Below are 14,365 nucleotides of genomic sequence, written 5' to 3' on the forward strand. Positions count from 1 at the left end.
GAGAAAGCTGACAGACTCCATGGACGGTTCCATCAATGGTTAGTGCCCAGCCGGCAGCGAGGCCGGTCCTGCGCAAAACCACCGCAGGCGTGGTTGCCTCCGCCGTACTCGCGTTGACGCTTGCTTTTAGCGGAACCGCCTCCGCTGACGAACTGGATGACCGCAAGGCAGCCATCGAGGCCGAGCAGCAGAAGGTGCAGGAAACGTACGAGTATCTGGACGCCGAAACCAGCAGGAAGGTCGCCGAGCTGGCGATCTACCAGCAGCAGCTTCCCGGAGCCCAGCAGGCCTTGGCTGATGCTGAAGGCAGAGTTTCTGCAGCTGCGGGTAAAGTCAGCGCCCTTACCGACCGGGTTGCGCTGGCGCAGGAAACCCGCAACACCATAGCTGCCCAGATCCAGCAGGATCAGGCGGCCATGGATGACACGGAAGAAGTGATTGGCCAAATTGCCGCGCAGGCTTACAAGAGCGGCGGGGTGCCCTCCAGCTTTTCGCTGATGCTGGGAGCAGACGGTGCGGACAGCCTGACTGATTCCATGGGGCTGGCGGAACAGGTACTGCGCAACCAGAACGCCGCCATGCAGCAGCTGTCCCAGCAGAACGCCACCAACGTGAACTCTGAAGCTCGCCTCGCCGCGGTTGAAGAGGAGATCTCCAACCTCAAGGCCCAGGCGGAAGCGGCACTGGTCCTCGAACAGGAAGCCAGAGACTCCGCTGCGGCTGAAAAGGCCAAGGTGGATGCCCTGATCGAGCAGACCGCGGCAGCGAACGCTGCGCTGGAAGCCCGAAAGCCGGTCATCCAGGCGCAGCTCGCTTCCCTGGAAACGGCCAAGGCCAAGGCAACGGCTGATATCGCTGAACGCCAGCGCGCCCTCCTTGAGAAGGCACGCAAGGAAGAGGAAGCCCGGATCGCTGAGGCGAACCGCCGAGCCGCCGAAGAAGCGGCACGCAACAACCGACCGGCGCCTGTGGCTGAAGTGCCCTCCGTTACGCCTACCAATCCGTCTGCCTTCGGCCTGAGCCACCCCGTGCAGGCCTCCATTTCCTCCGGGTTTGGTTGGCGGGCCACGCCTCCGGGCAGCATCGACTTCTTCGGCACCGGCGGATACCTGCACTCAGGAATCGACTTCGCCGCCAGCTGCGGCACGCCCGTCTACGCTCCGGCAGCCGGCCAGGTTTACCGCGCCGACCAGGGCCAGCCCGACGGCATGATCGGAACCGGCAACCGCGTGGTCCTCGACCACGGCGTCATCGGAAACAGTGCCCTCGCAACGAACTACTACCACCTGACCAGCTTTGTGGTCTCCGTTAACCAGTGGGTCAATGCCGGCCAGCTCATTGGCTACGTCGGCACCACCGGCAACTCCACGGGCTGCCACCTGCACTTCGAGACGGTGCTGAACGGTGCGCTGGTTGACCCCATGGGCCTGCTGTAGGCCTACAATAGAGTTTTCCGTTTATCGACAAGGAGTTCCCCCGTGCCCAAAGAAAGTGGCCGTAAGGTTGTGGCCACCAACCGCAAGGCCCGGCACAACTATGAAATCCTCGATACCTACGAGGCCGGCATGGTTCTGATGGGTACCGAGGTCAAGTCACTACGGGAAGGCCGCGCGTCCCTGGTGGACGGCTTCGGCACCTTCTACAACGATGAGCTTTGGCTCGAGGCAGCTTATATTCCGGAGTATCTCAACGGGAGCTGGACCAACCATTCGGCCCGCCGGCGCCGGAAACTCCTGCTGCACCGGGAGCAGCTGGACAAGATCATGCAGAAGACACGGGAATCCGGCTTTACCATCGTTCCGCTGCAGCTGTATTTCCTGGACGGCCGGGCCAAGGTGGAGATCGCCGTGGCGCGCGGCAAGCGAGACTACGACAAGCGCCAGACGCTGCGCGAAAAGCAGGACAACAGGGAAGCCCTGCGGGACATGCGGGAGAAAAACCGCGGCGCCTGACCCGCTTCGCTCATGGGCTACACTTAACGCACCGGTCCGGTTCATGGGGCCGGTTTGAAAAGTACATATGGGTTAGCAATACATTGGGGATGACAGGTTTCGACGGTGTTAGTCGAGACAGGTGAAGCGGGCCGAGGATACAGGGTTATCTCGTAAACGCTCCTTGTAAAACAATAAGTGCCGATTCAAAGCGCACTGACTTCGCTCTCGCTGCCTAAGCAGCGGGCATAGTCCGTCAGCCCGGGAATGCTCTCGTCCCGGATCCTGGCGTCATTTAGAGGGCCACTGCTGAACATGCTCGCCGTTGGCGTGTTCGGGACTCTTAGACGGCTGGGCCCGGATCAGCTGCTTGTCTGCATGACAGCTGGGGCCGAGAAAATCCACCGCAGACTGCGCCCGGAGAAGCCCTGACAACACGACATCGGACGGGGGTTCAATTCCCCCCATCTCCACCCAATAGTAAAAAACAGGGAAGCTGCCACAGGCAGCTTCCCTGTTTTTGTTTTAACGACTTCTTTGTCCCGGCGTCGGGCGAATAGCCGGACTGCGGGGAGTTCTTGGTCACAGCACCCCGGTTTTTCAGTCCCCGGTCTGCAGAGCCGGGAAGGAGGGACCACAGGAATTGCTAGACTGGCAGGAGCCGGAAACCTGTTGCCAGGAACCGCGTCCGGCCTTCCGCTGTCGGCGGTCGTGAATACCGCCGCCTCACGGCGCTGCGGGATACGGCAGCATCCGCCCGTACGCGCTCCGTCCGGGCACATGAGCTATAACCGGTCGATACGACCCTGTAGGAGACGCACCACCTTATGCAAAGCCTGGACAATGGAACACAATCCGAAGAACTCTGGAACCGTCGCTATGACGACAACGTAGCTGAGGTCAATCAGCTCTGCGACTCACTCAAAGCGCTGAAGCCGGGCACCGAGGTGCCCTACGTTGATCCCATGCACGACGTGGGCGAGACCCGCATTGTGAGCCTTTTCTCCAATATCGGCACAGCCCACCCATCGGGCTTCATCACCGCGGGCGATGACGACGCCGTTGCCCGGCTTCTCGGAGTCCACTGGCAGGTGGGGCTCCGGCCGGAGTACGTCATGCCGTGGAACACTTATCCCTGGTACGTTCCCGGCGAGCCCAACGGCAAACTGACCAAGGAACAGATCCAGGAAGGGCTCAAGCCTCTGCTGCGCTTCCTCGCCCTGGTGCCGCGTGCCTCAGCCATCGTGGCCCACGGCACTGAAGCACAGCGCCTGTGTGCAGCCTTCCTCAAGACTGAGAACCGGATGATCTACCGGCGCAGCTTCAAGATTTACAAGGCCCGCTCCGTTGACGGCCGCGCGTTTGGGGCAACGGCGGAACGTCAGGAAGAAGGCTTGGCTGCCATGCGGATCGCGTACAAGGACGCGATGGCACGCACCGGTTTGGCCATTCCCGGGAACTGAGACTCTCGCCGGTTTTTCAACCCGGTACATAAAAAACCAGGTGCGCCCGCGGCGCACCTGGTTTTTTGATGTCTGAAAGTTTTGGGCCCCGCCCCTGGATGTCAGTGGCTGTCGGGCGATTCCGTGCGGCCGGGAACCTGATCCGCCGGCACATGAACATATCCGGTAAAGCGGGTTCCGATGCCGTCATATTCGCCGCGCGCATGTCCGGCCGGCACCGCGGGAAGCTCGCGAAGGGCATGGTCCGCACAGGCCAGGAAGGAAAAGTCCGGCCACCACTTCTTTGGCCGGGCGTTTTCGCGGTAACCGCACACCACACACTCCAGCTCCACCCATACGGGGCGTTTGCCCGTCCGATTGGCGCGTGACTGGACCAGCCAGGCAGGGGGATCAGTTTGCAGGCGGTCCAGTTCCTCTTCTGAGAGGCGGGCAGGGATTCCATGGCGGGTGGCCATTTCAAGCGGAATATCTAGGGCAAGTGCAGCTTGGCGTCTGGTAATCATCTCCATTAACGATACGGGAACCGGGGCGAGCGTGCCGCGCAGGGGCGGACATGCGTGAAGGCCGGGCCGTCCAGTCGGACGATCCGGCCTCCACGAATTGGGTCGGCGCGGTCATGCTGTCAGCATGTTTGCGCCGAACGAATTAGTCCGCGAACGCCTGGCGCAGGTTGGCTTCCTGCTCCTTGGAGAGGTTGGTGAAAATCAGCTTCGCGTCGGGGAAGCTGCTCTTGAAGGTATCCAGTACCCTGTCCTCCACAGCGTCCGAGGTGAGGACGAACAGTGCCGAGGTTCCCGGGGTGACTTCGCTGCGAACCTGCTTAATAAAGTTGTCGTCGATCCCCACGTCAACCATGGAAGCCGAAAGTGCACCGACGGCTGCGCCCACGACCAGACCGATGAGTGGAATGAAGAAGATCAATCCAAAGAGGAGGCCCCAAAACCCGCCACCCAGAGCGCCGGCTCCCACCAGATGATGTTCCTGATGAGTGCTTGGCTTCTTCTTGTCCTCGGGCCAGGTTACGTAGGCCTCGTCCTCGACACTGATCAAGCCCTGTGACTGCAGGCTGGACAGTGTCTCGGTTGCCTGTTCCGCAGAACCTGAATCCGGAAATTTCCATACGGTCAGTGTTGTCATCGCGTTGTCTCCAAACGTGGGGATCCAGAAATCGTCCACCATAAAGGGACGAAGTAGCGCCCACACTAACGACGCCGGAAAGTTGGGGGCAAGGAAATCGTCCTGACCGGGTGAGGACTGGGGGAGTGTGTCCCGCGGCACTGTCCGACCGGCCGGGGCCGACGTAGAATGCACGAACCCGCGTGTCCGGATCACATCTGGGTCCGGCCTGGTGCGGGCCGCACGCGAGCGCGGCGGGCCAAGTGAGAGGCGCCAGCATGAGCGATCCTGACCGTCCGGCATGGTGGACCAACGCCGTTGTCTATCAGGTCTATCCGCGCAGCTTCGCGGACAGCAGCGGAAACGGAACCGGTGACCTGGCCGGAATCACAGCGCGGCTGGATTACATTGCCGAACTGGGCGTAGACGTTATTTGGCTCTCGCCGGTGCACCAGTCCCCGCAGTTCGACAACGGCTACGACATCAGCAACTACCGCCGGATCGACGCCATGTTCGGCTCCGAACAGGACTTTGACGATTTGCTCGACGGCATCCATGCCCGGGGTATGAAACTCATCATGGATCTTGTGGTGAACCATACCTCCAGCGAGCATGAGGCTTTCCGCCAATCGTCCCGTTCACGGGACAACGCGGAACGCGACACCTATTGGTGGCGTGATCCACGGCCCGGCTTTGAACCCGGAGAGCCCGGGGCGGAACCCAACAACTGGGGCTCGCACTTCAGCGGATCCGCCTGGACCTATGATCCCGGAACCCAACAGTATTATCTGCACCTTTTTACCCCGCAGCAGCCGGACCTCAATTGGGAAAACCCCAGGGTGAGGGAACGCGTCCACGCCGTGATGAACTGGTGGATCGACCGGGGCGTCGACGGATTCAGGATGGACGTCATCAACTTCATCTCCAAGGATCCGGCGCTGCCCGACGGCGTAGTGGAGCCCGGCGGCGTATGGGGTGACGGGACGCCGTATTTCACTTCAGGTCCCCGGATCCACGAGTTCCTGCGTGAGATGCGGAGTGCGGTGTTTGCGAACCGCACCGGGGACTTCCTGACCGTGGGGGAGACGCCCGGGGCAACCGTAGACCAGGCGCTCCTGTTCACTGATCCGCACCGCGGAGAGTTGGACATGGTTTTCCAGTTTGAACACGTCAGCCTTGACCAGAGCCCCGGAAACAAGTGGGACTACCGGGAACTGGACCTGAGAGATCTGAAAACAAGCTGGAACCGTTGGCAGCGGGGACTTTCCGCAACGGGTTGGAACAGCCTGTACCTGGGAAACCACGACCAGCCGCGTCAGGTGTCCCGGTTCGGAGATGACGGAAAATACCGCTACGAGTCGGCAACGCTTCTGGCTACCCTGCTGCATCTGCACCGTGGAACCCCTTACATCTATCAGGGTGAAGAACTCGGAATGACCAGTGCCGGGTTCACATCCATCGATCAATACCGCGACGTGGAATCTCTGAACTACTACGCTGATGCACTCAGCCGCGGGTCCGATCAGGACGCAGTCTTGGCGGCGCTTGCCGCCATGAGCCGGGACAACGCCCGCACCCCCATGCAGTGGAGCAGTGAACCGAACGCCGGGTTTACCACCGGAACGCCCTGGATACCGGTGAACGCCAACTTCCGCCACATCAACGCCGAGGCGGACCTGGCCTCGGAGAAGTCCGTTTACCGCTACTACCAGAAGCTGATCCGTCTGCGGCATGAATCCGCAGTTGTTTCACTCGGTGATTTTCATTTGCTGGACCCGGATCATCCCACTCTCTATGCATTCCGGCGCAGCCTCGGCGACCAGCAGTTTTTGGTCGAGTGCAACGTCTCCGGTGCTGTGCTGGAGCTGCCTTCCAACCTCGGCAGCGGAGACCTGATCCTGGGCAACTATGAGGAAGCCGGTGAGACGCACTGGCTGCGCCCCTGGGAGGCTCGCATCGTGGATATTTCCACCTACGAGTTCGGGTAACCGGATTCCCTGCCGCTGGGGCTAAAGTTGCTTCTGTGACAGAGGACGAGACATCCCGGACCCGCACCGCAACGAAGCCCGCAGGTGAGGGCCGCTCCCGACCGTGGACACTAATAGTCCGGCAGGTGCTGGCCTTCGCCCTGGAAACAGCATTCCTCTTTGCTGTTACGTACTGGGCTATTACCGCTTTTCCCTCGCACCGGGCTCCCGCCGCCGTTGTTGCACTGGCACTGTCGGTTGTCCTGTGGAGCCTCGTACTGGCACCCCGCGCCAAGAACCGGTTGCCGTGGCCGGCGCTTCCACTGGTAGCCGGCGGTGCCTTTCTTGCCGGTGCGGGCGCACTCATGGTGAGCGGTCTGGCCCTGGCTGCCGTGCTGGTTGCAGCGGCTGCCGTTGTGAACCTGGTGTGGGACCTTGCCGCCGGGTACCCGGCCGTGGCTTCGGCGCCGCGTCGTTCCGGCCGGCGGGCCAAATAAACCGGTTGTCAGGACGCCGTCAGTGATGTTGCAAAGAGCGGCCTGAGCGCGGCGAAGCCACCGTGGCGTACCGCCTCCCGCTGCCGCTGCGAGCCGGTTCCCGTAGACAGTACATGCGCCAGACCCGCCCGGACAAAGGAATCATCGCCTGACTCCTCAAGGGCAGGCCGAATATAGTCCAGCAACGCGCCCACCTGGGCGGGGGCAGCACGGCTCAGATCACCGCCGTTGGGTCCGTGATCCAACAGGTTCCCCCGCAATCCAAAGCGTGCAGCCTGCCATAGTCCGGCATCAAGGATTTCCGGATCGGCCAGCGTGTCCGGGCTGCCGTCAACGCTGGCAGTCTCCTCGGACAGCGCGGTGCTTACCAGCCCGCGGGCAACGAGGGCCAGCAAAACCGCGTCCCGTGCCTCCAACTGCGTATCGGCCACCCGAATCTCGATGGTGGGAAACCGGTTGGAAAGGCGGGCAGTCCAGCCGACGTGGCCGGAATCAAGGACAACGTCGGTTGCCATAAGTTTGGCCACTCGTGCGTCGTAGTCCGCTGAACTTTGGAAATACGGCGGGCATCCTTGCACCGACCAGCGACGGTACTGGACAAGCCGCCAGCTTGCAAAGAGGGTGTCCCTTCCATGCCAATAGGGAGAGTTCGCGCTGATGGCCCCAAGAGTGGCCAACCAGGGGCGCAGGCGGTTAAGGACTTGGACGCCCTCTTCCCGGCTGGGAATGGCAACATGGACGTGCGTTCCGTTCACATAGTGCTCGTCGGTTACAGCGCCGGCCATGGCACCCATGTCCTGATAGCGTTCCGTGCCGCTCACAACGGCCGGGGAAGCCTCAACCAGAGGAGCTGCTCCGGTGGGCGCGACGGCGAGTCCGGCCGCTGCCGCTGCCTCCTGAAGGCGGCCGCGGAAATCGAGCAGGGAGGTGAGAGCTGCGTCCCGGTCGCTGCAGATAGGAGTGGCACTCTCGACTTGGCAGGCCAGAAATTCCGCGGAGCTGGTAAGACTGACGCCGTCGCCGGGGATCAGCGCCGTGATCACCTCACCGGCTCGGGAGCTGGGCATTTCGCTGTCAGGGTTGACGAGCAGGAATTCTTCTTCGATTCCAAAGGTGACCACGTGCGTGCCCCCGTTCCGCAGCAGAGTATGTTGCTGGATAAGTCCGGGCACCCATCGGAGCCGGAGGCATCAGACTACATGCCGCGGGGTCTCGGCGAACAGATACTACCTGAGCTGTTAATCAGCCCCCGGACAGCACCATCCGCCAGGAGAGCGTCAGATAGGGCAGCTCCAGGATTTGCCCTGGACGGTATTCCAAATGTTCGAACAGGTACCAGGCCAGGTTCGCCATCACCTTGTCCCTCACCGGTCCGCCGGCGCTGAGGTAGTAGGAACGGGACTTGGCGAGCTCCATCAGGTCCTCGGGGGTCATCTGCTGCGACCACCGGGTGACGTGGGAATCATCAGGGGAGAACTCGGGGCCGACAACCGGCCGGAATCCGGGTTTCAGGACGTCTCCGGCATGAATGATGCGCGAATAGCGGTGGACCCAGGGGACGCTGACGTCCAGCTGATTCCAGACCAGCCCCAGGATTCCGCCGGGCCGGAGAATCCGTGCCAGCTCGGTACTTGCTGCGATGGGATCGCACCAGTGCCAGGCCTGTGCCACGGTGGCGGCGTCCATGGAGGAGGAGGGAAGTCCGGTGGCCTCAGCAGTGCCCTGCAGGACGGGTACTCCGGGCAGTATCTGCTGCAGCTGGCTGAGCATGTCGGCGGAGGGGTCGACGGCGGTGGGCCGGTAACCGGCGGCGGCCAGGGAACGTGTGTACTTGCCGGTACCGGCCCCGATGTCGGCCACACGGGCGCCGGGCCCGGCAGCTGCGTTCCGGGGCCCGGCAAACAACCACTGGACCGCTTCGGCGGGGTAGCCGGGACGGATGCGGTCATAGTGTTCCCCGCCGTCCTCATAGCTGCGCGCCAGTTCCTGCCGGCGCAGGGATTCCAGCCGGGGGCCGGACCTTGACGGGGCCACGGTCAGAGCAGGTCGTCCAGCGCCGGGTTGAGCCGGCGCAGGACGTCACTGTGCAGTGCACCGTTGGTGGCCAGGGCGTTGCCCCCAAACGGACCGTCTTCACCTTCCAGGGAAGTGAATCTGCCACCGGCTTCGGTAATGATGGGGACCAGCGCCGCCATGTCATACAGGTTCAGTTCCGGCTCGCAGGCAATGTCCACGGCGCCCTCGGCTACCATGCAGTAGGACCAGAAATCTCCGAATGCCCGGGTGCGCCAGACCGATTCCGTCAGCCCAATGAACTCGTCAAAGTTGCCGCGTTCCTTCCAGCCTCCGAGGCTGGAATAGGACAGCGAAGCATCTGAAAGTTCGGAAACGTTGGACACCCGCAGCCGGGTGGCGGAGGCGAGGGAGCGTCCCATATAGGCGCCGGTTCCGGTGGCGGCCCACCAGCGCTTGCCCAGCGCCGGTGCACTGACGACGCCCAGGACGGGAACGCCGTCGTCGACCAGGGAAATCAGGGTGGCCCAGACGGGGACGCCGCGGATAAAGTTCTTGGTGCCGTCGATGGGATCAATCACCCAGCGGCGCGGCCCGGATCCGGTGGAGCCAAACTCTTCACCAAGCACCGCGTCCCGGGGCCGGGCGCGGGAGAGCTGCCCGCGGATGGCATCCTCCGCAGCCTTGTCGGCGTCGGTGACGGGCGTCAGGTCCGGCTTCGTTTCAACCTTCAGGTCCAGCGCCTTGAAGCGGGACATTGTCTGATCGTCCACGGAATCGGCCATGACGTGGGCGAGTCGCAGGTCATCGTTGTAATTCTGGGCGAACGGCATACTGTTCAACTTATCCTTATTCGGTGGGCGGTGCCCACGATTACGCGGCCCGGGACCTGCCGTGGCGCGCTCTCATGGACGCCGCGGCAGTCTTCTGGTGTGTTCCCGGCAAGCGTCACTGCGCGCCGAGCTCCTTGGCAGATGCCCGGTTTTCCGTCCGGGTGCCCGAACCCAGCAGCCGGCGCAGGGAGGCGAGCCGTGCAGGCCCGGCAGCCCCGGCCCGCCCCGACTCCACCCACGGGTCCAGCCCGCAGTTCTTGGCCTGGTCGTCGTGCCGGCACCCGCGTTCACAGCTTTCAGTTCCCGGTTCAAGGTCCGGGAAAGCCTGCAGGATGCGGTCGGGGTCAACATGCGCAAGCCCAAAGGAGCGGATACCGGGAGTGTCAATGATCCAGCTGCCCGATGGCGCCTCCAGGACTTTCAGGGCCAGCGCAGAGGATGAGGTATGCCTTCCGCGGCCGGTCACTGCGTTGACGCCGCCGGTGGCGCGGTCGGAGCCGGTCAGGGCATTCACCAGGGTGGACTTGCCGACACCGGAGTGCCCCACCAGGACCGAGACCTTGCCCTCGAGGTGGCGGTGCAGCTGCTGCACGGCGTCTCCATGCAGGCGGGCGGACAGGCCATCGTCGGAGCGGGCATCGATTCCCGACGCGTCGTCCGCCGCGGTGCGGCTGATGATGACATCCAGGTCCAGATGCTCGTAATTGGCCAGCAGTTCAGCGGGGTCCTTGATGTCGGCCTTGGTGATGCACAGCAGCGGCGAGATGCCGGCGTCGTAGGCAGCAACGAGGGCGCGGTCGATGAACCCGGTGCGCGGCTCGGGGTTTGCTGCCGCCACCACGATGACCAGCTGGTCAGCGTTGGCAACGACGGCGCGTTCCACGGGATCGGTGTCATCGGCGCTGCGGCGCAGAAGGGTCCGGCGGTCCTGGATGCGTACGAGGCGGGCAAGCGTGTCCGGTCCGCCCGACACGTCTCCCACCAGCGACACGAGGTCGCCGGCAACCACCGGGTTTCGGCGCAGTTCACGGGCACGGGCTGCGGTGACGATGCGTTCCGTGGGGGTGTCTTCGTCCACGACGGCGGTGTATCGTCCGCGGTCCACGGTGATGATGCGGCCCGTGACGGCCTCGTCATAGGCGGGCCGGTCCTTGGTGCGGGGCCGCGACCCCTTTTTGTTGGGACGGATGCGGACATCCGATTCATCCCAGCTGCCGGTTGAGCGGGCCATCAGCGCGCACCTTCCGTCCGGCCCGGAGCCGCGGCAGAGCCTGGTTCCGCTGCAGCCGGTGGTTGGGCCGTGGCGGCGAGTTCACGCCACAACTGAGGAAACTCCGGCAGCGTCTTGGCGGTGGTGCCGATGTCCTGCACCAGGACTCCCGGCACCGCCAAACCGATGAGAGCGCCTGCCGTTGCCATCCGGTGATCGGCATACGTTTCGAAAACACCGCCGTGCAGCGGCGCGGGACGGATGATCAGGCCGTCTTCGGTCTCTTCGGCGTTTCCGCCCAGCCGGTTGATCTCGGTCACCAGGGCAGCGAGGCGGTCGGTTTCGTGGCCGCGCAGGTGGGCAATGCCGGTGAGTGTTGAGGGGGAGTCTGCCAGGGCGCACAGCGCGGCCACCGTGGGAGCCAGCTCGCTGGTGTCAGCAAGCTGCGCTCCGGTGATGCGGCCGGAGCCGGTCACAGTCAGGGTGCCCTGGGACAGGGTGGCTGTGCCGCCAAGGGCGGGCAGGATGCTCCGCCACCGGTCGCCCACCTGTGTGGTGTGTTCGGGCCAGCCGGCCAGGCGCACGGTGCCGCCTGCCACGAGTGCTGCGGCCAGGAACGGTCCGGCATTGGATAAGTCCGGCTCGATGGCTACGTCGAAGGCATGGATGTGGCCGGGCGCCACGCGCCACTCGTTCGGGACGGAATCGTCCACCTGCACACCAACCCCGCGCAGCACCTGGACTGTCATGGCAATGTGCTCACGGCTGGGAAGGGTGGAGCCCACATGGACCAGGTGCAGTCCGTCCCTGAAGCGCGCGCCTGCCAGCAGCAGGGCCGAGACGAACTGGGAGGACGCCCCGGCGTCAATTTCCAACCGGCCCCCGGCTACCTCTCCGGTGCCGGCCACGCTAAAGGGAAGGGCACCTCTGCCGTCGTCGTGCACCGTCACGCCCAGCGCGCGGAGCGCATCGATGATCGCGGCCATCGGCCGCTGGCGCGCGTGGGGATCGCCGTCGAAGTCTGTGCTTCCGGTTTTCAGTGCGGCCAGAGGAGGCACGAACCGCATGACTGTTCCCGCCAACCCGCAGTCAATGCCTGTCCCGGATGCGGTCCCCGAATCCATCGGCCGGATCTCGAGATCCGGTCCGAAGGCGCCGTCGCCGTCGATCTCGGTCACCGTGGCGCCCAGCGCCCGGAGTGACTGGACCATGAGGGCGGTGTCCCGGGAATGAAGGGGAGCCCGGAGCCTGCTGGGGCCGTCAGCCAGGGCAGCAAGGACCAGATACCTGTTGGTCAGGGACTTGGAACCTGGTACCCGGACGTCGGCGTCCAGCGGTGCCGACACCCGGGGAGCGGGCCAGGGAGAGACGGTCTGCGGATTGGCGGGGAAAGACATGGAGCTAGGAACCCACAATGCCGGCTGCGGTGGTGCGGACGGTCTTGTTGGCCTTCTTGAGCTGCTTGGCGGCGTCCTTCTGGACTGACCGCGACTTGCGGCCGGCATCCTTGCCAAGGGAGGCAACGCTGCGGCGGGTGTCATCAGCAAGATGACCGGCACGCCACGCCAGGCCGGGACGGCCGTTGGTATCCACGGCGACCAGGAGGACGGCGCCGATCAGGGAGAGGTTCTTCAGCAGGGCGGCACGGCGTGCCTTGCGCTCATCGGCAGTGTCTGTTTCGGCATTCTTGTACTCAACGACGGCGTTCAGCACTGCGGTGCCCGTCAACAGCAGGCCGGACAAACGGGGGAACTTGCCCAGGGCCAGCAGCGAACCGGCACCCACCTGTGTGGCGCCGAGAACCTTGGCAACGAGCTGGGCGTTGCCGGTAACGGGTGCAGCGGAAGGCACCAGTGCACCGACACGATCCAGGGTGGGCCGCAACTGCTGCGCGGTTTGGTCGGTATCCCGCAGGCGGTCAACTCCGGCTGCAATAAAGCCGGTGGCTAGCAGCGGGCGGGCGAGCAAACGGACAATCGACATATTGACCTCCTGGTTGCTGCCCGGTCTCGGAATAGCCGGGCAGAATACTCCTAGTTTGGCACTTTTACCGGTCGCGCACACCTTATGCCGCGCGGCGGCGCCAAAACACCGCGGCGGAATAAGCGGCCGCAGCCGGGCGTTGTGCGGGGTATACGGCATTCTTCGCGAAGCGGGGGATTACCGGGTTCGGGGGCACCGCGGTGCCCTTGAAGCAAAGCAGCCCCAAGTGAGGAGAGTGTTCGTGCCGGGTACTTTAGCGATGGCAGATGCACACCCGGAGGCTTCATCACCAGCCGTCCAGTTGCGTGTGGGTCCGGCAGCCCGCACCGTAGACTTGGAAGTGATGAGAACTGATGCGCCGGAAGGCAGCCCCCAGGTGGAAGACTCCGAGCTGGATGTCGCTTCCGAATCGGAAGAGGCCCGCAAGATACGCTTTGAGCGCGATGCCATGCAGTATGTGGATCAGCTCTACTCTGCGGCCATGCGCATGGCCCGCAACCCCTCCGATGCCGAGGACCTGGTCCAGGAGGCCTACACAAAGGCCTTCTCGGCGTTCCACCAGTACCGGCCGGGGACCAACCTGAAGGCTTGGCTCTACCGGATCCTGACGAACACCTACATCAACCTGTACCGGAAGAGGCAGCGCGAACCGCTGCAGGCCAACTCCGACGGTGTGGAGGACTGGCAGCTTGCCCGTGCGGCCGAACACAGCTCCACCGGGCTGCGCTCCGCCGAAGCAGTGGCGCTGGATCATCTTCCCGATTCCGATGTGAAGAATGCCCTGCAGTCCATTCCCGAAGAATTCCGTTTGGCAGTGTATTTCTCTGATGTTGAGGGATTTGCCTATAAGGAAATCTCGGAAATCATGAATACTCCCATCGGAACAGTAATGTCGCGCCTGCACCGGGGCCGTAAAATGCTCCGTGAACTGCTGGCCGAATATGCACATGAACGCGGTATCCGCGGCAAGGCAGCACCTGCACCCGCCGCGGCCAGCCAGAACAAGAAACAGGGGAACACGCTATGAGCGATTGCCAAAGCCTGGGTGATTGCGAGGATACCCGCATCGAACGGCTGTACGAATACCTGGACGGTGCTCTGTCCCACGATGACATTGTGGAAATCAAGGAGCATCTGGACGGTTGTCCCGAGTGCGCCGAGGAACACGACCTGGAGTGTGTCATTCGATCCGTGGTGAAGCGGTCCTGCACCGAGGCCGCCCCGGAAACACTCAAAGCCAGCATCCTGGCGAGGATCAGCCAGATCCAGACCGCTGAGCACTAGCAAGCCGGCGGCTGTAACCAAAAAAGAACCCCCGGCGGCCGTAAGGCTCCGGGGGTTCTTTTCTTAGT

15 protein-coding genes and 1 other RNA gene are annotated in these 14,365 nt (G+C 63.5%); 8 read left to right on the forward strand and 8 right to left on the reverse strand.

The window, feature by feature from the left end; genetic code table 11:
* Positions 1 to 35 precede the first annotated feature (35 nt).
* The 4 genes from CXQ89_RS05875 to CXQ89_RS05890 all read left to right on the forward strand — a co-directional run bounded on the left by CXQ89_RS05875 (position 36) and on the right by CXQ89_RS05890 (position 3,394).
* Positions 36 to 1,436, forward strand: a complete 1,401-nt coding sequence (locus CXQ89_RS05875; RefSeq protein ID WP_104160552.1) for a peptidoglycan DD-metalloendopeptidase family protein — start codon at positions 36 to 38, stop codon at positions 1,434 to 1,436.
* Between the two features lie 42 nt (positions 1,437 to 1,478).
* The gene (smpB, locus tag CXQ89_RS05880) at positions 1,479 to 1,952 is read left to right on the forward strand and encodes an SsrA-binding protein SmpB (protein ID WP_104052511.1); all 474 of its coding nucleotides are present in this window, start codon (positions 1,479 to 1,481) and stop codon (positions 1,950 to 1,952) included.
* A gap of 85 nt (positions 1,953 to 2,037) precedes the next feature.
* Positions 2,038 to 2,407, forward strand: a transfer-messenger RNA (tmRNA) gene (ssrA, locus tag CXQ89_RS05885).
* 351 nt (positions 2,408 to 2,758) lie between these two features.
* Positions 2,759 to 3,394 (forward strand): uracil-DNA glycosylase, encoded by a 636-nt coding sequence (locus CXQ89_RS05890; protein ID WP_104052510.1) that lies wholly within the window; start codon positions 2,759 to 2,761, stop codon positions 3,392 to 3,394.
* 101 nt (positions 3,395 to 3,495) lie between these two features.
* Here the strand turns inward: CXQ89_RS05890 and CXQ89_RS05895 are convergent, their stop codons facing one another.
* Positions 3,496 to 3,897, reverse strand: a complete 402-nt coding sequence (locus CXQ89_RS05895) for a hypothetical protein (protein WP_104160553.1) — start codon at positions 3,895 to 3,897, stop codon at positions 3,496 to 3,498.
* 142 nt (positions 3,898 to 4,039) lie between these two features.
* Entirely contained in the window at positions 4,040 to 4,531 is a 492-nt protein-coding gene (locus tag CXQ89_RS05900) for a DUF1269 domain-containing protein (RefSeq protein ID WP_104160712.1), read from the reverse strand.
* A 257-nt stretch (positions 4,532 to 4,788) separates the two neighbouring features.
* On the opposite strand from CXQ89_RS05900, the gene CXQ89_RS05905 reads away from it, so the two are divergent.
* Both CXQ89_RS05905 and CXQ89_RS05910 read left to right on the forward strand, forming a co-directional pair.
* Positions 4,789 to 6,498 carry an alpha-glucosidase gene (locus tag CXQ89_RS05905; RefSeq protein ID WP_104160554.1) on the forward strand — a complete coding sequence of 570 codons (1,710 nt, stop codon included), beginning with the start codon at positions 4,789 to 4,791 and terminating at the stop codon, positions 6,496 to 6,498.
* A 35-nt stretch (positions 6,499 to 6,533) separates the two neighbouring features.
* The gene (locus tag CXQ89_RS05910) at positions 6,534 to 6,974 is read left to right on the forward strand and encodes a DUF2568 domain-containing protein (protein ID WP_181032236.1); all 441 of its coding nucleotides are present in this window, start codon (positions 6,534 to 6,536) and stop codon (positions 6,972 to 6,974) included.
* Positions 6,975 to 6,982: 8 nt separating this feature from the next.
* On the opposite strand, the gene CXQ89_RS05915 is transcribed toward CXQ89_RS05910, so the two are convergent.
* The 6 genes from CXQ89_RS05915 to CXQ89_RS05940 all read right to left on the reverse strand — a co-directional run bounded on the left by CXQ89_RS05915 (position 6,983) and on the right by CXQ89_RS05940 (position 13,013).
* A complete protein-coding gene (locus tag CXQ89_RS05915; RefSeq protein ID WP_181032237.1) occupies positions 6,983 to 8,095 on the reverse strand; it encodes a glutamate--cysteine ligase in 1,113 nt (370 codons plus the stop codon).
* A gap of 121 nt (positions 8,096 to 8,216) precedes the next feature.
* The gene (locus tag CXQ89_RS05920; RefSeq protein WP_258059890.1) at positions 8,217 to 9,008 is read right to left on the reverse strand and encodes a class I SAM-dependent methyltransferase; all 792 of its coding nucleotides are present in this window, start codon (positions 9,006 to 9,008) and stop codon (positions 8,217 to 8,219) included.
* Positions 9,009 to 9,010: 2 nt separating this feature from the next.
* On the reverse strand, positions 9,011 to 9,820 hold the full coding sequence (hisN, locus tag CXQ89_RS05925; protein WP_104052505.1) for a histidinol-phosphatase: 810 nt from the start codon (positions 9,818 to 9,820) through the stop codon (positions 9,011 to 9,013).
* Between the two features lie 115 nt (positions 9,821 to 9,935).
* A complete protein-coding gene (gene rsgA / locus CXQ89_RS05930; RefSeq protein ID WP_104160557.1) occupies positions 9,936 to 11,051 on the reverse strand; it encodes a ribosome small subunit-dependent GTPase A in 1,116 nt (371 codons plus the stop codon).
* A complete protein-coding gene (gene aroA, locus CXQ89_RS05935; protein WP_104160558.1) occupies positions 11,051 to 12,427 on the reverse strand; it encodes a 3-phosphoshikimate 1-carboxyvinyltransferase in 1,377 nt (458 codons plus the stop codon). Before aroA ends, rsgA begins: the two co-directional genes overlap by 1 nt.
* Before the next feature lie 4 nt (positions 12,428 to 12,431).
* Entirely contained in the window at positions 12,432 to 13,013 is a 582-nt protein-coding gene (locus CXQ89_RS05940) for a DoxX family protein (protein WP_104052502.1), read from the reverse strand.
* A 259-nt stretch (positions 13,014 to 13,272) separates the two neighbouring features.
* Between CXQ89_RS05940 and CXQ89_RS05945 the strand changes: the two genes are divergently transcribed.
* Together CXQ89_RS05945 and rsrA are read left to right on the forward strand one after the other, a co-directional pair.
* A complete protein-coding gene (locus tag CXQ89_RS05945; RefSeq protein ID WP_104160559.1) occupies positions 13,273 to 14,040 on the forward strand; it encodes a sigma-70 family RNA polymerase sigma factor in 768 nt (255 codons plus the stop codon).
* The gene (rsrA, locus tag CXQ89_RS05950) at positions 14,037 to 14,297 is read left to right on the forward strand and encodes a mycothiol system anti-sigma-R factor (RefSeq protein WP_104052500.1); all 261 of its coding nucleotides are present in this window, start codon (positions 14,037 to 14,039) and stop codon (positions 14,295 to 14,297) included. The genes CXQ89_RS05945 and rsrA overlap by 4 nt, the downstream gene beginning before the upstream one ends.
* Positions 14,298 to 14,365: the final 68 nt, after the last annotated feature.

It is taken from the genome of Arthrobacter sp. ZGTC212 (genome assembly GCF_002929255.1).
GTDB classification, from domain to species: Bacteria; Actinomycetota; Actinomycetes; order Actinomycetales; family Micrococcaceae; genus Arthrobacter_B; species Arthrobacter_B sunyaminii.

Bases quoted from the DNA above. Each gene is read 5' to 3' on its own strand.
- CXQ89_RS05875 (WP_104160552.1), top strand. From the start codon at position 36: ATGGTTAGTGCCCAGCCGGCAGCGAGGCCGGTCCTGCGCAAAACCACC.
- CXQ89_RS05890 (WP_104052510.1), top strand. From the start codon at position 2,759: ATGCAAAGCCTGGACAATGGAACACAATCCGAAGAACTCTGGAACCGT.
- CXQ89_RS05895 (WP_104160553.1), bottom strand. From the start codon at position 3,897: ATGATTACCAGACGCCAAGCTGCACTTGCCCTAGATATTCCGCTTGAA.
- CXQ89_RS05900 (WP_104160712.1), bottom strand. From the start codon at position 4,531: ATGACAACACTGACCGTATGGAAATTTCCGGATTCAGGTTCTGCGGAA.
- CXQ89_RS05905 (WP_104160554.1), top strand. From the start codon at position 4,789: ATGAGCGATCCTGACCGTCCGGCATGGTGGACCAACGCCGTTGTCTAT.
- hisN (WP_104052505.1), bottom strand. From the start codon at position 9,820: ATGCCGTTCGCCCAGAATTACAACGATGACCTGCGACTCGCCCACGTC.
- rsgA (WP_104160557.1), bottom strand. From the start codon at position 11,051: ATGGCCCGCTCAACCGGCAGCTGGGATGAATCGGATGTCCGCATCCGT.
- aroA (WP_104160558.1), bottom strand. From the start codon at position 12,427: ATGTCTTTCCCCGCCAATCCGCAGACCGTCTCTCCCTGGCCCGCTCCC.
- CXQ89_RS05940 (WP_104052502.1), bottom strand. From the start codon at position 13,013: ATGTCGATTGTCCGTTTGCTCGCCCGCCCGCTGCTAGCCACCGGCTTT.
- CXQ89_RS05945 (WP_104160559.1), top strand. From the start codon at position 13,273: ATGGCAGATGCACACCCGGAGGCTTCATCACCAGCCGTCCAGTTGCGT.
- rsrA (WP_104052500.1), top strand. From the start codon at position 14,037: ATGAGCGATTGCCAAAGCCTGGGTGATTGCGAGGATACCCGCATCGAA.